General features: G+C 65.5%; 18 protein-coding genes. 5 read left to right on the forward strand and 13 right to left on the reverse strand.

The annotated features are described in order from the left end of the window. Positions 1-248: 248 nt before the first annotated feature. Complete coding sequence (locus tag ABIC09_RS09870) at positions 249-896, reverse strand: BA14K family protein (RefSeq protein ID WP_354109148.1); 648 nt, start codon at positions 894-896, stop codon at positions 249-251. 270 nt (positions 897-1,166) lie between these two features. Here ABIC09_RS09870 and ABIC09_RS09875 point away from each other — a divergent pair, with 270 nt between their 5' ends. Beyond that, a complete protein-coding gene (locus tag ABIC09_RS09875; protein WP_148748745.1) occupies positions 1,167-1,574 on the forward strand; it encodes an NADH:ubiquinone oxidoreductase subunit NDUFA12 in 408 nt (135 codons plus the stop codon). Between the two features lie 335 nt (positions 1,575-1,909). Here the strand turns inward: ABIC09_RS09875 and ABIC09_RS09880 are convergent, their stop codons facing one another. Then, positions 1,910-2,596 carry a DJ-1/PfpI family protein gene (locus ABIC09_RS09880; protein WP_354109149.1) on the reverse strand — a complete coding sequence of 229 codons (687 nt, stop codon included), beginning with the start codon at positions 2,594-2,596 and terminating at the stop codon, positions 1,910-1,912. Between the two features lie 91 nt (positions 2,597-2,687). Between ABIC09_RS09880 and ABIC09_RS09885 the strand changes: the two genes are divergently transcribed. Continuing rightward, entirely contained in the window at positions 2,688-3,626 is a 939-nt protein-coding gene (locus tag ABIC09_RS09885; protein WP_354109150.1) for a GlxA family transcriptional regulator, read from the forward strand. A 490-nt stretch (positions 3,627-4,116) separates the two neighbouring features. Here the strand turns inward: ABIC09_RS09885 and ABIC09_RS09890 are convergent, their stop codons facing one another. Continuing rightward, positions 4,117-5,133 carry a Na+-dependent transporter gene (locus ABIC09_RS09890; RefSeq protein WP_354109151.1) on the reverse strand — a complete coding sequence of 339 codons (1,017 nt, stop codon included), beginning with the start codon at positions 5,131-5,133 and terminating at the stop codon, positions 4,117-4,119. Positions 5,134-5,379: 246 nt separating this feature from the next. On the opposite strand from ABIC09_RS09890, the gene ABIC09_RS09895 reads away from it, so the two are divergent. Further along, positions 5,380-6,429 carry a DUF2155 domain-containing protein gene (locus tag ABIC09_RS09895; protein ID WP_354033458.1) on the forward strand — a complete coding sequence of 350 codons (1,050 nt, stop codon included), beginning with the start codon at positions 5,380-5,382 and terminating at the stop codon, positions 6,427-6,429. 6 nt (positions 6,430-6,435) lie between these two features. Here ABIC09_RS09895 and aat read toward each other — a convergent pair whose 3' ends face one another. The 10 genes from aat to ABIC09_RS09945 all read right to left on the reverse strand — a co-directional run bounded on the left by aat (position 6,436) and on the right by ABIC09_RS09945 (position 16,368). Next, positions 6,436-7,116 carry a leucyl/phenylalanyl-tRNA--protein transferase gene (gene aat / locus ABIC09_RS09900; RefSeq protein WP_354033459.1) on the reverse strand — a complete coding sequence of 227 codons (681 nt, stop codon included), beginning with the start codon at positions 7,114-7,116 and terminating at the stop codon, positions 6,436-6,438. Between the two features lie 61 nt (positions 7,117-7,177). Further along, on the reverse strand, positions 7,178-8,293 hold the full coding sequence (locus ABIC09_RS09905; RefSeq protein ID WP_354109152.1) for a sensor histidine kinase: 1,116 nt from the start codon (positions 8,291-8,293) through the stop codon (positions 7,178-7,180). Then, positions 8,290-8,730 carry a response regulator gene (locus tag ABIC09_RS09910; protein WP_148748753.1) on the reverse strand — a complete coding sequence of 147 codons (441 nt, stop codon included), beginning with the start codon at positions 8,728-8,730 and terminating at the stop codon, positions 8,290-8,292. Before ABIC09_RS09910 ends, ABIC09_RS09905 begins: the two co-directional genes overlap by 4 nt. Further along, a complete protein-coding gene (locus ABIC09_RS09915; RefSeq protein ID WP_354082700.1) occupies positions 8,727-10,244 on the reverse strand; it encodes a sensor histidine kinase in 1,518 nt (505 codons plus the stop codon). The genes ABIC09_RS09910 and ABIC09_RS09915 overlap by 4 nt, the downstream gene beginning before the upstream one ends. 102 nt (positions 10,245-10,346) lie before the next feature. Then, on the reverse strand, positions 10,347-11,705 hold the full coding sequence (gene accC / locus ABIC09_RS09920; RefSeq protein WP_354033462.1) for an acetyl-CoA carboxylase biotin carboxylase subunit: 1,359 nt from the start codon (positions 11,703-11,705) through the stop codon (positions 10,347-10,349). Positions 11,706-11,787: 82 nt separating this feature from the next. Next, positions 11,788-12,273, reverse strand: a complete 486-nt coding sequence (gene accB, locus ABIC09_RS09925; RefSeq protein WP_148748756.1) for an acetyl-CoA carboxylase biotin carboxyl carrier protein — start codon at positions 12,271-12,273, stop codon at positions 11,788-11,790. Positions 12,274-12,310: 37 nt separating this feature from the next. Then, positions 12,311-12,778: a type II 3-dehydroquinate dehydratase gene (gene aroQ / locus ABIC09_RS09930; protein ID WP_148748757.1), complete on the reverse strand. Its 468-nt coding sequence runs from the start codon at positions 12,776-12,778 to the stop codon at positions 12,311-12,313. A gap of 255 nt (positions 12,779-13,033) precedes the next feature. Next, positions 13,034-13,846 (reverse strand): DUF1236 domain-containing protein, encoded by an 813-nt coding sequence (locus ABIC09_RS09935; protein ID WP_148748758.1) that lies wholly within the window; start codon positions 13,844-13,846, stop codon positions 13,034-13,036. 251 nt (positions 13,847-14,097) lie between these two features. Continuing rightward, positions 14,098-14,865 (reverse strand): DsbA family protein, encoded by a 768-nt coding sequence (locus tag ABIC09_RS09940; protein ID WP_148748759.1) that lies wholly within the window; start codon positions 14,863-14,865, stop codon positions 14,098-14,100. Positions 14,866-14,961: 96 nt separating this feature from the next. Beyond that, entirely contained in the window at positions 14,962-16,368 is a 1,407-nt protein-coding gene (locus tag ABIC09_RS09945; RefSeq protein WP_354033464.1) for a M48 family metalloprotease, read from the reverse strand. A 202-nt stretch (positions 16,369-16,570) separates the two neighbouring features. Between ABIC09_RS09945 and ABIC09_RS09950 the strand changes: the two genes are divergently transcribed. Next, positions 16,571-17,758, forward strand: a complete 1,188-nt coding sequence (locus tag ABIC09_RS09950) for a pyridoxal phosphate-dependent aminotransferase (protein ID WP_354109153.1) — start codon at positions 16,571-16,573, stop codon at positions 17,756-17,758. 90 nt (positions 17,759-17,848) lie between these two features. Continuing rightward, complete coding sequence (locus tag ABIC09_RS09955) at positions 17,849-18,406, forward strand: biotin transporter BioY (protein WP_354109316.1); 558 nt, start codon at positions 17,849-17,851, stop codon at positions 18,404-18,406. Positions 18,407-18,423: the final 17 nt, after the last annotated feature.

Raw genomic sequence — 18,423 nt, forward strand, 5'->3', positions numbered from 1 at the left:
TTGGATTGGACCGAAGTACATATGCACGGCGGAATGCATAGCGCCTCTGCAGGTTCCGGTGGCAGGTGAATTCCCTCGGATTTCTATGACAGGTTGAGACAAATCCGTGCGGTCCAACGAAAGCTGCTGCGCCGCGCGTCATGGACTGCGTTCGCGACGAGGCGTGCAAGAGCTCAGCGCGGCGGCCCACATAAATGAGCGGCGCCGTTGCTCGGCGCCGCTCACAGATTGATTCCCTTCAGGCCGTATTACGGGCAGGGATGGCGCAGCCCGTCATAGCCGAGATAGGTGCCGGACGCCGGGTCGTAGGACCGATAGCGCTGAGCGCAATAGCCAGACGAGTCGCCGCCTGTGTCGGGCACCACGGCGACGGATGCGCCGTCGTCATAATAGCTGTCGTCGTAATAGGAATCGCCGTAATACGGGCCGCCGCCGTAATAGGCGTAGGACGAGCCTATCGCGCCGATTGCGGCACCGGCTGCAACGCCGGGCCAGAAGCCGCCACCGCGGCGATGCCAGCCGCCGCCGTGCCAGTTCCCTCCGCCACCATTCCAGTGGCCTCCGGCCGCTGCGAAGTTGCGACCACCGCCGTTAAAGGCAGGTCCGGCGGCAGGTCCGGCGCTCGGGCGCGCCGCCGCGCCGGCCGCGAAATTGCCGCCGCCACCACCCATCCGGGCGCCGCCACTAAAGCCGCCGCCGCCGAAGTGAGCACCACCGCCGCCGCCACCGAAGTGAGCACCACCGCCGCCCCCACCGATGTGAGCACCGCCACCGCCGCCGAAATGGCCGCCCCCGCCACCGCCGCGACCGCCAGGGCCCTGGGCGAAGCTTGGGGTGGCCATCGGAAGCACCAGTGCCAGCGCCGCGGCGGCACTCAAAACTCTCAGACTGTTCATGGTCAAACTCCTTTTTCCCGGGATCAAACCCACCGAAACGGCCGTTGTTCCTGGGTTCACGCCGGTGTGCGCGTGAAGGGCTAGATTTCCACGCGGCCGCTGTACCCGGCATGAACGGACCGTGCTCGCTTTGCGGCGGCGCTCGGGCCGAGGCGCCGCGCTTGACGTCCCCTTGGCGTCCCCTTGGCGTGGGGCACGGCCGCACGGGGCGAACTGGACATTTGGCCGTCCGGATGGCATCAGGACTCCACGAAGCAGGGCCCTTGCCGCATGAAACAATTCTTCCTGAAGCTCTTCACCTGGTGGAACGGCCAGACCTTTGGCACCCAACTCTGGACCCGTCGGTTCGGGGAGCTGGTCGGCCAGGACGAGCAGGGCAACCGCTACTACCGCACGAACGGCGGCAAGATCGACCCCACGCTCGGCTTCGAGCGGCGTTGGGTGATCTATAACGGCTATGCCGAAGCGAGCCGTATTCCGCCGTCCTGGCATGGCTGGATGCATCACACCGTTGACGTGCCGCCGACCGAGGAGAACTACCAGCCGCGCGAGTGGGAGAAGCCGCATTTGCCGAATCTCACCGGCACGGCGAAGGCCTATCGGCCCTCGGGCTCGACCTTGGCCAGCGGCAAGCGCCCCAAGGCGACCGGCGACTACCAGCCCTGGACGCCCGGCTAGGCCGCGCGCTCTTCCATCACTGGATTGGATGCACACGCATCCGCCTCACATCGCTGTGGACAATGGGAACAGCGGGGATGTTGGCTGCGTGGCCATTGCGCCTGCGCGTGCGATGCGGCTCAATCAACCCATCTTACGGAGATGGGAAACCATCGCGTTCGGTTCGGGCAACAGTTCGCGACTGTCCCGAAATGCAGCGGCCGCCGACCAGGACTCGATCGGGAGATAGGCCCCCGGTCTGCAAGTTCCGAAATCGCCCGATGAGAATGTGCGCCGTCGTAAGACAGGAAAGGCCGCTTGGGAAACCGGGCGGCCTTTTTCTGTTGTGGGGTGCGCTACATCACCCGCGCTGACGCACGCGCGACCGCTTCGAGGCGGCGGGCCTGCCTTGGCGCGCCGCGCTCCCGGAGCAAGGCGAGCACCTCCGCGGATGCCGTGTCGGGCGAGCCTGAATTGAACGGCGGCGCCGGATTGTATTCGAGCTGAAGCTGGATCGCTTCCGCCGTGGCGCGGTCGACCAGGATCGAGACCAGCGTCAGCGCGAAATCGATGCCTGCGGTGACGCCGCCGCCGGTGATGCGGTTGCGGTCGACGCAGACGCGTGTCCTGGTCGGCGTCGCGCCGAACTGGCCGAGCATCTCCATCGCACTCCAATGGGTCGCGGCCCGATAGCCCTTCAACAGGCCCGCGGCGCCGAGCGCCAGCGATCCCGTGCAGACTGAGGTGACGTACTTTGCGCCCTCGGCCTGCCGGCGCAGGAAATCGAGCACCTCTTCGTCGTTGAGCAGGTCGTCGGTGCCGCCGCCGCCGGGCACGCAGATCACGTCGAGCTGCGGGCAGTCGGCAAACGTCGTGGTCGGCGTCAGCGTGAGAACGGAATCGCTCGGCACCGGCTCGATGCGCTTCCAGACCAGGTGCAGCTTCGCGCCGGGCACAGATGAAAACACCTGCAACGGACCGGTGAAGTCGAGCTGCGTGACGCGCGGAAACACCAGAAGTCCGATCTGGAGCGGTGCCGACATGAGAGCCTCCAATGAAGTGCTTGACGCCCGCAGATTGGCATGATGCCATCCTGTCCAAAATGGCATATTTCCCTCACTTTCGGACATGAGCATGATCGGCATCCTGATCTTCCCGGATTTTCAGCTGCTCGATGCGGCCGGCCCGATCTCGGTGTTCGAGATCGCGGCACGCGCCAGCGGCAAGCCGCTCGCGCTCCGCGTGCTGGCGGTGAACGCCGGCGCGGTGCGCTCGTCCTCCGGCGTCGAGATGATGGCGCGCGATTTCAAATCGGCGAACACGATCACGACGCTGGTCGTTGCGGGTGGTGCGGGCGTTGACGCCGCGGCGCGATGTCCGGCCACGCTCGCCTTCGTGCAGCGGCTGGCCAAACGCGGCGTGCGCGTCGCCAGCGTCTGCTCGGGCGCCTATGTGCTGGCGGAGGCCGGCCTGCTCGACGGCCGCCGCGCCACCACGCATTGGGGCCGCACCCGCGATTTCGTCGCGCGTTATCCGCAGGTGAAGTTCGAGCCGGACCAGATCTTTACCCGGGATGGCAATGTCTGGACGTCGGCGGGCATCAGCGCCGGGATCGACCTCGCGCTCGCGATGGTCACCGAGGACCATGGCGAGGAGATCGCGCAGGCGACCGCGCGCCAGCTCGTGCTCTACCATCGCCGCAGCGGCGGCCAGTCGCAGTTCTCATCGCTGCTGGAATTGAAGACACCGAACGGACGCTTCGGCGCGCTGTTGTCATGGGCGCGGGAAAATCTCGACGCGCCGCTGACGGTGGAGAACCTCGCCGATCGCGCCGGCATGAGCGCGCGGCATTTCGCCCGCGCCTTTGCCGCCGAGACCGGCACGACGCCATCGAAAGCGATCGAGCGGTTGCGGATCGAGGTCGCCCGCGAGCGTGTGCAGTCCTCGCGCGAGGCCATCGAGCTCGTGGCAGAGGCGACCGGCTTCCGCGATCCCGAGCGCATGCGCCGCGCCTTCATCCGCGCCTTCGGCCAGCCGCCGCAGGCGCTGCGCCGCGCCGCACGGGCCGGTTAAAGCGGACTCATCAATCTGGGGAGGGTTCGCTTTGACGACCAGCCGATCATCCTCCGCCCAAAAGGCCTGCCCGCCAGGCCAAGTGGGATCCAAGCAGATGACACGAATGGACCGAAAGCACGGGTCAGACGTTGAAAAACAGTCAATCGAAATGGACGAGGGTCTTCCGTGGAAGACAACTTCTCGGGCATTCGTTGGTGCGGGAGACGAACATGACACTTATTTGGCTCGGTGTGCTCCTCGTTTTCGGCGGCGTGCTCCAGATGGCCTATCAGCCGATCTGGCGAGGCCGCCTAAGTGGCGGAAGGCGGCTTCGCTCCGGGCGACCCAGTGACAGCCTTGAACCTGAAAGACCGGCTACGGGCTTTGGGATCAAATCGAATTGGCCTGGACTTTCACTGGTCGCGCTTGGCGCTGCGTCCTTGCTGGCCGGAGCTGCCATCTGAGTTGAGCTACCCTTGTTGACGTTCTCGGGCCTTGCGGGGGCCTGTCAGCTCGATGCGGCCGTCTCGCCTGCAGCCGCCGTGCTGGATGTATCCGCCCTTGCCGCCAACCGCCGCGCGATCGGCATCAGCATGTAGGGCGCGAGGTGGATCGGAAACTGCGTCATCGCGAAATAGAGCCAGGTCGTTGGCGGCAGCGCGCCGGCGGTGGCGGCCAGCATCAGCCCGAGATTGCGTTGTGAGACCATCAGCCCGAGCGCCAGCGCGCGCTCATAGCCGATGCGGCGGAACAGCAAGGTCGTGACGGCGAGCAGCGTGAAATAGATCGCGAAGGACAGAGCTGCGAGGCTGATCGTGAAGACCGGCTGCGCCACCAGATCGCTCACGACATCGCCCATGACCGCGGACGCGAAGATCACGAGGATGATGATGTTGAAGCCGTCGATCGGCTGCTTGTGGCGCCGGATCGCATCGGCGCCGAAAATCCAGCGGATGGCGGTTGCCGCAAGCAGCGACGCTGCGAGGATGCCGAGCAGCTTCAGGCCGAGCGTGAGCGGCGAAATGCTCAGCATGCCGCCGAGGAAGAGGCTCGCAAACAGCGACGCGGTGAACGGCACGATTGCGGTCGCGGTCACCAGCGTGACCAGCACCAGCGTCGCATCGAGGCCCATCAGGGCTGCGAGCGCCGGAGAGGCCATCATCGGCGAGGCCATGCTCTGGAGCATCAGCGCCAGCGACAGGCCGGGCGCGCGGTCGGTGAGCCCGGTCGCATGCGCGATCAGTCCGACGATCAGCGGCACGCCGATCGTGGTCCAGGCCGTGGCGGTCGCCACCAGCGCCGGCCGGCGCAGATGTCCGTACAGCGCCGCCAGGTCCACCCGCAAGAAGGAGATGCAGAGCAGAACGAGGATCGCTTCGGTGACGTAGGGACGCAGCAGCGCGCCGAGCGGCGGCACTGCGGCGGCGATGAACACCACGGCGGCCACCGCGCGCGTACCCTGGCCGCCAAGCCAGGTCAGGCCGCGGAGGGGAAAGGCGAAGACAGGTTTGAGCGCAGACGACATTCGGATGATGGCGTTCTCAGTCCAGTGCCTTCACGGGCATGGGCAGGTACCCCAGAGGTTCTGGTTATCGTTGGACGTCATTTTCGGGAGGCGATGCCCGCTTCGGCCCCGGTACGGGGCCTACAACTATCCCATCCGGGCGCCGGCCTGTCACGCCGGAGGCGGGGCGGGCAGGGATGCCGCCCTTTCCCCGCCGTATTCGGCGTGTTAACCGGATGGCCTGCGAGCGGCGGTATCCCCTGTAGAATGTCCAGCAAGCCCGATTCGCTGTTGAAGCCGCGCGAGATTATGTTTCGAACCCTTACCCTGACAGGTCTTGCGGCGCTTTTGGCCGCTACCGCTTTGACGGTGGCGACGCCCGCGCAGGCGCAGATCGGCACGATCTTCTCCGATCCGCCGCCGTTGCGGCCGCCGGGGAGCATTCCCCGTGGCGGGCAGCCGCAACCGCAGCCGACCCCCGAGGACGACGAAGAGGTGCCCGAGCTGCCGCCGCAGGGTCGCGTGCTGCCGTCGCGCCCGATGCCGCCGTCGAGCCGACAGGGCAATGCCATGCCCGGCCCGGTCGAGAGCCAGCCGCTGGCGCCGCCGCCGGGCACCACCATCGCGCCGCCGAACCAGCCGCCCCCCGTCGCCGTGGCGCCGCCGGGCGCGCCTGCTCAGCCGGGCGGAACTCCCGGCCAGCGTCAGCCGCCGCAGAAGGGCGGAACCCAGCAGGGCGCCGTGCCGCAGGCGCCTGCGACCCTCCAGCCGGGCGACGAGGTCGTCACCGAGCCGCCGGCCCAGAAGATCGTGAACAAGAAGGCGACCTTCTCCGGCCTCGACAAGATCACCGGGCGCATCATCAATTTCGACGAGGATATCGGCGAGACCGTGCAGTTCGGCGCGCTGCGGGTGAAGACCGACGCCTGCTACACGCGGCCCGCCACGGAAGCGACCAACACCGACGCCTTCGTCGAGGTCGACGAGATCACCTTGCAGGGCGAGGTGAAGCGGATCTTCTCCGGCTGGATGTATGCCGCAAGCCCCGGCTTGCACGGCGTCGAGCACCCGATCTACGACATCTGGCTCACCGACTGCAAAGAGCCGCAGCAGACCATTGCGACCGCCGCGCCCGATCCCGCGACCAAGCCTGCGCCGCCACCGCCGCCTGCCGCGCAGAAGAAGGCCGCACCCAAGCAGGTGCAGCAGCGTCCGCCGCAGCCTCTGCCGCCGATCCAGCCGCAGCAGCCGGCGCCACCACCGCCGCCGCCGGAGCAGCGGCCGGGCCTGTTCGGTATCCCCGGGTTCGGCCGGTAATCTGATTTATTGCCGCGAGGCGATGATCTCGAGCGCGCGGGTGCCCGGGATCGCATCCCCCGAAGACAATCGCAGGAAATCACCGGGCTCGCCGGCGAGCGCCTTGTCGAGCAGCGCGGTGTAGCGCCGCCGCGAGATCTCGGCCGCGCCAAAGCTCTTGAGATGCTCGGTGACATATTGGGTGTCGAGCAGCTCGAAGCCGCCATGGATCAGCCGCGCGACCAGATGCACCAGCGCAACCTTCGATGCGTCGCGCGCGGCGTGAAACATGCTCTCGCCGAAGAAGGCGCGCCCCAGGCTCACGCCGTACAGGCCGCCGACGAGGTCGTCGCCCTGCCAGGCCTCGACGCTGTGGCAATGGCCGAGCTCGTGGAGGCCGCCATAGAGGTCGCGGATGCGCTTGTTGATCCAGGTGTCCTCGCGTCCGGCCTGCGGCGCGGCGCAGCCGGCGATAGTCGCCTTGAACGCGGTGTTGACGGTGACGCGAAATGCATCCGAGCGCACGGTGCGCGCAAGGCGCGAGGCAACGCGAAAGCCGCCGAGCGGGATCACGCCGCGCATTTCCGGCTCGACCCAGAACAGGGTCGGGTCGTCGGCGCTCTCGGCCATCGGAAAGATGCCGCAGGCATAGGCACGCAGCAGCACGGCCGGCGTGATTTCAGACGAGGCGGAGTCGCGCGAAGTCATAGCACCTGATCATAGCAGGATCGCGCTGCGCGTGCGATGGGGGCGATACCGGATGCGAGGATCAACCTGTCGCAGCGCTGTTCGCGTTGCCGGGTGCCGCGGGGGTGCGGCGGAACCTGAGGATGATGCGGGTTCCGGAATGTGCGGGATCGCGCTCGACGGTGGCATCGAGCTTGGTCGCCATCGCCGCGACAATGCGCTGGCCCATGCCGGTGGAGCGCGGATCGGCCTTGACGTTGTCGCCGACGCCGTCGTCGCTGATCGACAGCAGGAGATCGTCGCCCTGTGAAGTCAGCTCGACGTGAATCGGGCCGGCGCCGTCGGGATAGGCGTATTTCACTGCGTTCATCACCAGCTCGTTGACGATGATGCCGACGGCGACCGCGCGGTCCGGGTCGATCTCGATCGGTTCGGCCTTCAGCGTCAGACGCGACATCCGGTCGCCTTCGGCGGAGCGGCGGAGATCCTCGAGCAGGGAATCCAGATACTGATTGAGCACGACGCTCTTCAAATCCTGCGAGGTGTAGAGCCGGCGGTGCACCTGGGCGACGGCGGCGACGCGGCCCATCGCGTTGGTCAGCGCGGCCTTGACCTCCTCCTGTGCTGCTGAGCTCGCCTGCAGATGCAGCAGCGAGGCGATGATCTGGAGCGAATTGCCGACGCGGTGATTGACCTCGCGCAGCAACAGCTCGCGCTCGGCGGCAAGCGCTGCGTAGCGGTCGCGCGAGGCATGGATCTCGGCCTCGGCTTCCTCGCGCGCCCGCTGCAACTCGGCTTGGCGCAGCGCGCCTTCGGCCGCGACATGCAGCAACGGGATGAAGTCGCCTTTGACGTCCTTGACCAGATAATCAGCCGCGCCCGCCTTCAGCGCGGTGACGGCGATGCTGGAATCCTGCGAGGCCGTGACGAACACCACCGGCGGGGCGTCCGGGATCGCCATGATCTGCTCGAGCGTCTCAAGCCCGTCGAGACCCGGCATGTACTGGTCGAGCGCCACGACATCGATGCAGTCCTCGATGCTTTCCTGGGCTCCCGCACGGCGGATGCGTTCGAGGCCTTCCTCGCCGCTCGCGGCGTGGATGACCTTGTAGCCGCGCCGCGTCAGGCCGCGTTCGACCAGGCGCGCCAGCGCGCCGTCGTCATCGATGTAAAGCAGGGTTGGCATGCGCTGGGTCATGAGGCGGCGGGCGGGACCTGGATAACCGAGAAGAACAGGCCGAGCTGCCGGATGGCATTGGCGAAATTCTCGTAATTGACGGGTTTTGTGATGTAGACGTTGCAGCCGAGCTCGTAGCAGCGCTTGATCTCCTGGCTGTCGTCGGTCGTGGTCAGCACCACCACGGGCGAAGCCTTGAGATATTTGTTTTCCTTGATCTGCTTCAGGATATCGATCCCGCTCATGTCGGGCAGGTTGAGGTCGAGCAGGATCAGAAGCGCGTTGCCCTTCTGGTTCAGCCCGGTGCCGTCGGCGCCGAACAGATGCTTCATCGCCGCGGTGCCGTTGGCGAACGACACGATCTCGTTGTTGACCCCGGAGCGGCGGATGTTGCGCTCGATCAGCCGGGCGTGGCCCTCGTCGTCCTCGATCATGATGATGGTGACGGGCAATGTCATTTGTCAGCGTTCCGGTTGCTGGCCTTCCACGAGATGGGCAGCGTGATTGTGAAAGTGCTGCCCGCATTCAGTTCCGACGATACCGACATCGTGCCGCCGAGGCGGCGCACAAGTGCACGCACATGGGCGAGACCGATGCCCTGGCCGGGCTTGTCCTGGGTTCCCGCCCGGCGGAACAGGTCGAAAATCCGCTGGTGATCCTTCGGATCGATACCGCGGCCGTTATCGCTGATTTCGAAAATAGCGTAGCCGAGCTTGGTGCGCCCGCGAATTCTGATCTCGCCGGGCACCCCGCTCTTCAGATACTTGATCGCGTTGTCGATCAGATTGGAGAAGATCTGCTCCAGCGCAAGCCGGTCGCTAACGATATTCGGCAGCGGCTCGATGTGGAACTCGGCCTGCGCCTCGACCGCCTGATGCGCCAGCGACGAGACGATGGTCTCGATAAACGCGCGCGTATCGATCCTCTCAGGCTGGAACTCGCGCCGGCCCTCGCGGGTGAGGTCGAGGATCGCCGTGATCAGCCGGTCCATCCGGGCGATCGAGGATTTGATGAAGCCGAGCGCTTCGGAAAAATCCGCAGAAAGCTGCTTGTCGGGGCCGTCGAGCGCGATCTCCGCAACGTCGACAGACGGCCCGCCTGCCGGCACGCCCGTAAGCGCTCCGATCCGTCGAAAGATGTCCTTGCCCAATTCCTCGAGCTCGCTGGTGAAGCCCATGATGTTGACCAGCGGCGACCGCAGGTCGTGGCTGACGATATAGGCAAAGCGCTGGATCTCATCGTTGGCTTCGCGCAGGTCTGCCGTGCGCTCGTCGACGGTGGCCTCCAGATTGAGGTTGGCATCGCGCAGGCGTGTCTCGGCGTCGTCGCGGGCGCGGGCAGAGCGCCGCACCAGCCAGACCGCGATCAGGGCCAGCAGCACAACGAGGCCCGAGCCGATGCCGGTCATCGAGGCAGCGAGCGTCTGGCTGCGGTCGGCATTCGCCGAGCGGAGCCGGTACAGTCGCTCCTCCTCGGCCATCATTGCGCCCGCGACACTGCCGATCGTGGCGGTGGTGTTGCCGGCGGCCGCCTCGCGAGCCAGCGCTGCGGCCTGGGCTTGCTGGCCCTGCCCGATCAGTTTGATCTCGCGCGCGAATTGGCCGAGGCGGGTCTCGATCGCCGCACTCAGTTTCTCGATGCTGTCGCGCTGCGCGGGATTGTCGCCCGTGAGGCGTGTGACCCGGTCAAGCGCAGGAATGATTGCGGCGACGGCCTTCTCGTGGTCGTCCTGGAATTCCGGTCCCAACGTCAGGACATAGCCGCGCAGGGCGCTCTCCGCGCGCCGGACTTCGAGCAGCAGAGCATTGATCTGGTTCTCTGCCTCGAGGGTATGAACCAACCATTTGCTGTCGTCTCGGGCCTGATTGACGAGATAGACGGAGCCGGCGCTGATCACGGTCAGCACCAGAAGTCCTGCAGCGAACAGCAGGATCTGCCAAAATGCACGCCGCCGCTGTTCCCCAGCCGTCACGACGGTCTCGCCTTGTTAGGTGTAGCGGAGTTCAAAACGCCCCCTTGGAACTGCCCCCAACCGTCCATAATGCGATTGGGGCCAAAGGGTTCCACGGACGGATTACTGCGCGGCCGGTTCCGGCTTGCCGGCGAGGTACTGCTCGAGCCAGTGGATGTGGTAATCGCCGTTGATGATGTCGTCCTGGCGCACGAGGTCACGGAACAGCGGCAGGGTGGTCTCGATGCCTTCCACCACCATCTCATCCAGTGCCCGGCGCAGCCGCATCAGGCATTCGGCGCGGGTCTTGCCGTGAACGATCAGCTTGCCGACGAGGGAATCGTAATAGGGCGGGATCGTGTAGCCCTGATAGACCGCGGAATCGATGCGGACGCCGAGCCCGCCAGGCGGATGATATTGCGTGATGCGGCCCGGCGAGGGGCGGAAAGTCTGCGGGTTCTCGGCGTTGATGCGGCACTCGATCGCATGGCCGATGATCTGAATCTCGCTCTGCTTGGCCGGCAGCTCGCCGCCTGCGGCAATGCGGATCTGCTCCAGCACGAGATCGATGTCGGTGATGCTCTCAGTGACGGGATGCTCGACCTGGATGCGCGTGTTCATCTCGATGAAGTAGAACTCGCCGTCCTCGAACAGGAACTCGATGGTGCCGACGCCGAGATATTTCATCTCGCGCATCGCCTTCGCGCAGGTCTCGCCGATTTTGGCGCGCGCAGCCGCGGCCAGCACGGGCGAGGGGCCTTCTTCCCAGACCTTCTGGTGGCGGCGCTGCAGCGAGCAGTCGCGCTCGCCGAGATGGATCGCGCCGCCACGGCCGTCGCCGAGAATCTGGATCTCGATGTGGCGCGGCTTCTGGAGATATTTCTCCAGATAGACGGAGGCGTCGCCGAAGGCGGACTTGGCCTCGTTGGCCGCCGTCGACAGCGCCACCTGGAGATCCGCCTCGGTCTGCGCGACCTTCATGCCGCGGCCACCGCCGCCGGCAGCCGCCTTCACCAGCACGGGAAAACCGATCTTCCTGGCGATCGCTATCGCATCGTCGTTGGGACCAACCGCACCGTCGGAGCCGGGCACCACGGGGATGCCGAGCTTCCTGGCGGTTTTCTTGGCCTCGATCTTGTCGCCCATCAGGCGGATGTGCTCGGCCTTGGGGCCGATGAATTGCAGATTGTGCTCGCCGAGGATCTCGGCGAAGCGCGCATTCTCCGAGAGGAAGCCGTAGCCGGGATGCACGGCGTCGGCGCCGGTGATCTCGCAGGCCGCGAGCAGCGCTGGCACGTTGAGGTAGCTGTCCTTCGACGGCGGCGGCCCGATGCAGACGCTTTCGTCCGACAGGCGCACATGCATGGCGTCGGCGTCGGCGGTGGAGTGCACGGCGACGGTCGCAATCCCGAGTTCCTTGCAGGCCCGCAGGATGCGAAGGGCGATCTCGCCGCGATTGGCTATGAGGATCTTGTCGAACATGGTGCCTCAACTGGCGAATAGGGAGTAGCGAATAGCGAATGGCGATGCGGCGACCATTCGCTATTCGCCATTCGCCACTCGCTCATTCAATGATCACCAGCGGTTCGCCGAACTCGACCGGCTGGCCGTCCTCGACGAGGATCTGGGTCACCGTACCGGCGCGCGTCGAGGGGATCTGGTTCATGGTCTTCATCGCTTCGATGATCAGCAGGGTCTGGCCGACCGAGACTTTCGAGCCGACCTCGACGAACGGCTTGGCGCCGGGCTCGGGCGCCCAATAGGCGGTGCCGACCATCGGCGAGGACACGGCGCCCGGATGCTTCGACATGTCGGCCGCAGCGGCCGCGGGTGCGGCAGCCGCAACCGGCAGGGGGGCCGTATGCGCCACCGGAACGGGCATGGTCGCGGCGACGCTGATGTTGCGGGCGACGCGCAGGCGCAGGCCCGCGCGCTCGATCTCGATCTCGGTGAGGCTGGTCTCATCGAGCAGCAGAGCGAGCTCGCGGACGAGTGCGGAATCCTCGCTGGAAAACTTTGCGGCTGCTTTGTCGTCTGGCTGGCGCGCCATGTCCTTTGATCCGAATGTTCTGAGTGATGAGGGAGCGTCAGGCTTTGGGCTTGATGCCGACTTTGGCGGCAAGGCCTTGGATGGCGAGGCGGTAGCCCTCGATGCCGAAGCCGCAGAGCGAGGCGAAGGCTGCGCGCGCGGTGTAGGAGTGGTGACGGAAGCTCTCGCGGGCGTGGATGTTGGTCACGTGCACTTCGACTGTCGGAATCTGCACCGCAAGCAGCGCGTCGTGCAGCGCGATCGAGGTGTGCGAATAGCCGCCGGCGTTGATGATGATGCCCTTCATCCCGCGGGCATGCGCCTCGTGGATGAAGTCGATCAGCTCGCCTTCGCGATTGGACTGCCGGCAGTCGGCCTTGAGGCCGAACGTCGCCGCAGTCTCCCGGCACAGCGCCTCGACGTCGGCCAGCGTCGCATGACCATACTTCTCAGGCTCACGCGTCCCCAGCATGTTGAGGTTCGGCCCGTTGAGAACGAGGATCGTGTCGGTTGCTGGTTCGGCCATTCCTGTCCCGGCGCGTGTTTTGGCGTGGCGGGGGTTATAGGTAACAAAATGAGCCAGGGGAAGCCTTGAAGGGCCTCCGGGACCGCTTCAGGCACCTCATCCGGTGTGCAAAAACCTGTGCGGAAACCACGGAAATTGCTTGTTAACCAGTCCGAAGCGTGGCTGCCGGCCCGGACCGGCGGGGAGGCCGCCCAATAGGCCAAAAGCCCCTGCCGATCGCTCGGCAAGGGCTCATTCGGGCATCAGCGAAGCGACTTAGCCTTCGATGATGTAGACAATCTCGCGCGTCTGGGGACGGACGATGATGTACTGGCCGTGCACGAAGATCACGTCATAGCCGCGCCATTCCGGGTAGATTTCGACAATCCGTGCCGGGAGCGGATGGAAACGGACATTTGCCGGGACGGCCGCGCCAACCGAAACGTTGAAGTTGACGTTGGTCGTTTCCTCGATCTTCTCGGACTTGATCGCCGACACGATCTGGGTCCGCTTCTCCGGCGGCGGAGCAGCGGTCGCCGAGGTCGCGGCATTGCCGGTCGTGGTCTGCGACTTGCTGTCGGTCGCAGCCGGACGGTTCTCGGCATTATTGCTCTTGGCGGCGCCGCCGGACTTGTTGTCCTCGGCCTTCATGTCCTTGCCGCCGGACTTGGTCGTCGAATCCGTGCTCATGCTCTTCGACTTGTCCTGGGCGCCCTTGTCCTGCGCACTCTGGGCGTGCTCACCCTTCGCCGCGCCGGCCTTCTCGTCAGCCGCGTTCTTGTTCATCGCGCCGGACTTTTCCATCCCGCCGGACTTCTCCGCTCCGCCGGATTTCTCCATCGCGCCAGAGGACTTCTCTTCGCCCGGCTTCATGGAGCCGCCGGCCTGGCCGACTGTGCCCTTCTGCGGACTCGCGGATTCCTTGCCAGTCGCGCCATGTTCGGCTGCGCCGCCCGAAGACTGCGAGTGCTGCATCGGCTGTGCGCCGGCGCCGCCGCTGTCGTTCTTCATCGTGCCCTGTGCGTTCGCCAGACCGGTGCCTGCGATGAGCGCGAGTGCGGCAACCGAGATCATAAAGCGGTTCAACATCGTATTCTCCTCACGTGTTTCCTTGCGTCATTGCCCGCGCCACCAACGAAAGGAGATTTGAGTTGTTCCGGAACATCTGCTGTTCCGCGGCATTTGTTTCCTAAACACGGGATGAACGTCCGTGCCGGATCCACGCCAGGATTTGTGTAGGGCTTTGGCCAACGAAAAAGGCCGGCTTTTCAGCCGGCCTGGTTACATGCGTGAAGTTGTAAGACGCTTGGCCAGACACGCTTGACCAGCAAGTCGCCTTGTCAGCAGGTCGCCTTGCCGCAGCGGGCGACGCCGATCTTTTCCTTGAGGCCGTCGAGGCCGACGGCGCCGACCACGATCTGCTTGCCGATCACGTAGCTCGGCGTGCCGTTCATGCCCATCGCTTCGGCGAGCTTGAAGTTCTCCTCGATGGTGGCGCGCACCTCGGGGCTCGCGATGTCCTTCTCGATCTTCGCGGTGTCGAGGCCGGCTTCCTTGGCCGCCTGGAGCGCGCGCGCCTTGTCGGCGGCGCCGCGGCCGCCCAGCAGCTTCTGGTGGAAGTCGAGATATTTCTTGCCGGAGGGATCCTGCATGCGCACGGCGACTGCAACCTGCGCGGCTTCGACCGAGCCCTGGCTCAGCACCGGAAACTCCTTCAGCACCACCTTCAGCTTGGGATCGGCCTTCATCAGGTCGAGCATGTCGCTCATCGCGCGCTTGCAGTAGCCGCAATTGTAATCGAAGAACTCGACGAAGGTGACGTCGCCGTCCTTGTTGCCGAGCACGACCTGGCGCGGCGAATTGAAGATCGCATTCGAGTTCTGCGCGATGCTGGCTTCGTGCTTCTTCGTTTCGGCATCAGCCTGGCGCTTGCTGAGCTCGGTCATGGCCTCCTCGAGCACCTCGGGATGGCTGACGAGGTAGCTCTTGATGATCGCCTCGATGTCGGTGCGCTGGGAATCCGAGAAGCTTTCGGCAGAAGCCGGTCCCGTTGCGCCGAAGATGGCGAGCGCAAACAGCGCGGAAGCAAGCAGGCGCAACGAAGGCATTGGCAAATCCTCTTATCCAGAGCAGGTTTCGAATAAACGTCCCGGCGGACTTAATCGGAGTGTCGTGACGTCAAGGTGGCGGATGTCGTGATCAGGCTAGTTGCGCGGCGGTTTCGACGCCACGATGTCGTCGGCCTTGACCCATCCGGGCGTGCCGACGGCGAAACGGGTTTTCGCACGCGTGGCGAGCTCGCGAGCGGTCTTGTTGTCGCCGCGCAGGTAGGCGGCCTGGGCGGAGGCGAGATCAGCCTCGGCATAGTCTCCCTTCCGGCCATAGGCCATCGCGAGCTGCATGTAGCCGAGAGGGGCCTCGGGCTCCCGCGCCACTGCGGCACGGAGAATCCGAACGGCGTCGTCCGTGTAGGCCTTATTATCGGTTCCAACCAGAGCCTGCCCAAGTAACATCTCGATGAGGGGCGCATTGTTCGAGAGTGCGACAGCCTTGCGCAGGGGGGCGATCGCGTCGGCCGGCTTGCCGCTTTCCAGCAGGGCCTGGCCGCGGACCTCGTAGAAGTACGGGTTGTTCGGCTGCACCGCGATCAGCGCGTCGATCTGGGTCAGCGCGCTGCGCAAATCGCCGTGCAGATAGGTGCTGATGGCGCGGGCATAGCGCGCCGGCATGCTGTCATTGGTCAGGGGATAGCGGCGGTACACCAGTTCCGGCCGCTCCATGAAGGCGGAGATTTTGGCGCGCACCATGTCATGGCGGAGCTGCAGCGCCGGATCGTCCTTCTTGTCCCAATAAGGGCTGGTGCTCGCGAATTCCTGGAGCGCCGCGACGCGCTCGGCGGGCATCGGGTGCGACTGCAGATAGGGATCGGCGCCGCGTGCCGCGAACAGGCTTTCGCTGGTGAAGCGCTTGAAGGTCTCGTACATGCCCTTCGGCGACTGCTGGGTCGCGGTCAGGAATTTCACGCCGGCGCGGTCGGCGTTCTCTTCCTGCTGGCGCTGGTAGGACAGCAGCGAGCGGCGGATCATCTCCTGCGGTCCGGCGATCGCAGCCGCGCCGGCATTGGCGAGCCCGTTATTGCCGGAGCTGCCCGAGCCGCGGCTGGCGCCCGCGACCAGCGCGCCCGCGCCGAGCAGCATGGCGATGATCATCTGGGTCTGGGCATTGGCGAGCTGCTCGCGCAGCTTCGATAGATGGCCGCCGGCCAGATGCCCGGTCTCGTGCGCGAGCACGCCGATCAACTGGTTCGGCGTCTCCGACTGCAGGATCGCGCCGAAATTGACGAAGATGCGGCGACCATCGGCGACGAACGCGTTGAACGAGTTGTCGTTGATGATCACCATCTGGATGTTCTGCTTCTCCAGACCGGCAACCCGCAGGATCGGGCGGGTATATTCGCGCAACAGCTGCTCGGTTTCGGTGTCGCGCAGGACCGGCGGTCCGCGGCCTTCCTGCGCCTGCGTCGCCGGGACCGGCAGCAGCGCGATCGCAGCAGCCGTGACGAGGGCGGTGAGGGCGGAGGCCTTCTTGCGCAATGCGATCTGGAGCAACATCAAACGGTCTGGGTCAAACGGGCTTTGCAAGCGGACTTGGCAAGGGACTTGGACTGCAGTTTTTGTGATTGGTTTTGGCGATTGGCGGCGGACCGGATACGCGATATGCCCTTATGAGCCGTATAATGCGGCTAGTCTGGGGCGCAAGCGCCCTGTTTTCCGGACCGAACGGACCGTTCCGCCAGCGAAATAGCAGAAATCGATGCACGATGCGACATTGAGGAACCGGGTGGCGCAGTGGCTCGAGCCCTCCCGCCGCAGTGATGTTCCCCCGTTCATGGTGATGGACGTGATGGCCGCGGCGGCCAGGATCGAGGCGGCCGGCGGCCATGTCATTCACATGGAGGTCGGCCAGCCCGCGGCCGGCGCGCCGAAGACCGCGATCGCGGCCGCACAGGCCGCGCTTGAGGCGGGGCGGATCGACTATACGTCAGCACTCGGCATCCCCTCGTTGCGCGAGCGTATCTCGCGGCATTACCGCGATGCCTATGGCTGCAACATCAGCCCGGAGCGAATCGTGGTGACCACGGGCTCCTCCGGCGGGTTCATCCTGGCCTTCCTGTCGATGTTCGAGCCCGGCGATCGCGTCGCGGTGACAGTGCCCGGCTATCCGCCGTACCGGCACATCCTCACTGCGCTGGGCTGTGAGCCGGTGCTGATCGAGACCACCAATGAGACGCGTCACGCGCTGACCGGCGAGGCGCTGCTCGCCGCCCATCGCAAGGCGCCGCTGAAGGGCGTGCTGGTCGGCAGCCCCGCCAATCCGACGGGAACGATGATGTCCCGCGAGGCGCTCGCTGGCCTGATCGCGGCGTCCGAGGATGCCGGCATCCGCTTCATCTCCGACGAGATCTATCACGGGCTTGACTATGCCTTTCCGGCAGTGACGGCGGCAGAGCTGTCGCCGCACGCACTCGTGATCAACTCGTTCTCGAAGTATTTTTGCATGACGGGCTGGCGCGTCGGCTGGATGGTCGTGCCCGAGATCCTGGTGCGCCCGATCGAACGGCTGCAGCAGAACCTCTCGATCTCGGTGCCGTCGCTGTCGCAGATTGCGGCAGAGGCCGCCTTCGACGGCGCGGCCGAGATGGAGGAGATCAAGCACGGCTATCAGGAAAACCGGCGCATCCTGATCGAGGGATTGCCCAAGGCGGGCCTCAGCAAATTCCTGCCTGCGGACGGCGCGTTCTACCTTTATGCCGACGTCTCGGATTTCACCTCCGACAGTTTCGATTTCGCCAAGCAGATGCTGGAGAAGGCCCAGGTTGCGGCAACGCCCGGCGTCGATTTCGATCCGATCCATGGCCGCTCGTTCATCCGATTCTCCTATGCGCGCTCGGCCGCGGAGATGCGGGAGGCAGTTGACCGGATCGCTCACTGGCTTAAATAGCCGCCAGTTTCAAACAGCCTTCCGGAGTGCATCTTGTCTGACCGAACCGTACAGTCCGCCGCCACGTCGCATTCTCCTCTTGCCGCAGTGATGTGGCCGACCCGACCGGGTGAGACCGTCGGCGCCTTGCGCGCCGTCGTCTTGGTCGCGCTCGGCTCCGCACTGATGGCGTTGTCGGCCAAGGTGAACCTGCCGCTGCCTTATGTGCCGATGACGTTGCAGACCCTGGTCGTGCTGATGATTGGCTCGGCCTATGGCTGGCGCCTTGGCAGCGCAACCATGATCGCTTACCTCGCCGAAGGCGCGATGGGGCTGCCGGTGTTCGCAGGTCCGGTCGGTGGAATTGCACCGCTGCTCGGCCCGACTGCCGGTTATCTCTACGGCTTCGTGCTGGCTGCCTTCGTCATCGGCTGGTTCGCCGAACGGGGCTGGGATCGCAACGTCGTGCTGCTGTTTGCGGCAATGGCGGTCGGCCATGTCGTCATTTTCATCGCCGGTTTCGGCTGGCTGGCCTACGGCATCGGCCTTGGTGCAACCAAGGCCTGGGCGGTCGGCGTCGCGCCGTTCATTGCGGCCTCGGTGGTCAAGAACGCGCTGGGCGCCGCGCTGATGCCGGCGGTACGCCGGATCGTCGACAGCCGCGTCTAGAACTCACCATACGGAAT

The sequence above is a fragment of the Bradyrhizobium sp. S3.12.5 genome, assembly GCF_040548225.1.
In the GTDB taxonomy this organism is placed as follows: Bacteria; Pseudomonadota; Alphaproteobacteria; order Rhizobiales; family Xanthobacteraceae; genus Bradyrhizobium; species Bradyrhizobium cytisi.

What these genes read in the sequence shown, in the direction of transcription:
- ABIC09_RS09945 (WP_354033464.1), bottom strand. Translation starts at nt 16,368, where the DNA reads ATGTTGCTCCAGATCGCATTGCGCAAGAAGGCCTCCGCCCTCACCGCC.
- ABIC09_RS09905 (WP_354109152.1), bottom strand. Translation starts at nt 8,293, where the DNA reads ATGACCCAGCGCATGCCAACCCTGCTTTACATCGATGACGACGGCGCG.
- ABIC09_RS09880 (WP_354109149.1), bottom strand. Translation starts at nt 2,596, where the DNA reads ATGTCGGCACCGCTCCAGATCGGACTTCTGGTGTTTCCGCGCGTCACG.
- ABIC09_RS09940 (WP_148748759.1), bottom strand. Translation starts at nt 14,865, where the DNA reads ATGCCTTCGTTGCGCCTGCTTGCTTCCGCGCTGTTTGCGCTCGCCATC.
- aat (WP_354033459.1), bottom strand. Translation starts at nt 7,116, where the DNA reads ATGACTTCGCGCGACTCCGCCTCGTCTGAAATCACGCCGGCCGTGCTG.
- ABIC09_RS09875 (WP_148748745.1), top strand. Translation starts at nt 1,167, where the DNA reads ATGAAACAATTCTTCCTGAAGCTCTTCACCTGGTGGAACGGCCAGACC.
- ABIC09_RS09890 (WP_354109151.1), bottom strand. Translation starts at nt 5,133, where the DNA reads ATGTCGTCTGCGCTCAAACCTGTCTTCGCCTTTCCCCTCCGCGGCCTG.
- accB (WP_148748756.1), bottom strand. Translation starts at nt 12,273, where the DNA reads ATGGCGCGCCAGCCAGACGACAAAGCAGCCGCAAAGTTTTCCAGCGAG.
- ABIC09_RS09885 (WP_354109150.1), top strand. Translation starts at nt 2,688, where the DNA reads ATGATCGGCATCCTGATCTTCCCGGATTTTCAGCTGCTCGATGCGGCC.
- aroQ (WP_148748757.1), bottom strand. Translation starts at nt 12,778, where the DNA reads ATGGCCGAACCAGCAACCGACACGATCCTCGTTCTCAACGGGCCGAAC.
- ABIC09_RS09955 (WP_354109316.1), top strand. Translation starts at nt 17,849, where the DNA reads ATGTGGCCGACCCGACCGGGTGAGACCGTCGGCGCCTTGCGCGCCGTC.
- ABIC09_RS09870 (WP_354109148.1), bottom strand. Translation starts at nt 896, where the DNA reads ATGAACAGTCTGAGAGTTTTGAGTGCCGCCGCGGCGCTGGCACTGGTG.
- ABIC09_RS09895 (WP_354033458.1), top strand. Translation starts at nt 5,380, where the DNA reads ATGTCCAGCAAGCCCGATTCGCTGTTGAAGCCGCGCGAGATTATGTTT.
- ABIC09_RS09910 (WP_148748753.1), bottom strand. Translation starts at nt 8,730, where the DNA reads ATGACATTGCCCGTCACCATCATCATGATCGAGGACGACGAGGGCCAC.
- ABIC09_RS09950 (WP_354109153.1), top strand. Translation starts at nt 16,571, where the DNA reads ATGCACGATGCGACATTGAGGAACCGGGTGGCGCAGTGGCTCGAGCCC.
- accC (WP_354033462.1), bottom strand. Translation starts at nt 11,705, where the DNA reads ATGTTCGACAAGATCCTCATAGCCAATCGCGGCGAGATCGCCCTTCGC.
- ABIC09_RS09935 (WP_148748758.1), bottom strand. Translation starts at nt 13,846, where the DNA reads ATGTTGAACCGCTTTATGATCTCGGTTGCCGCACTCGCGCTCATCGCA.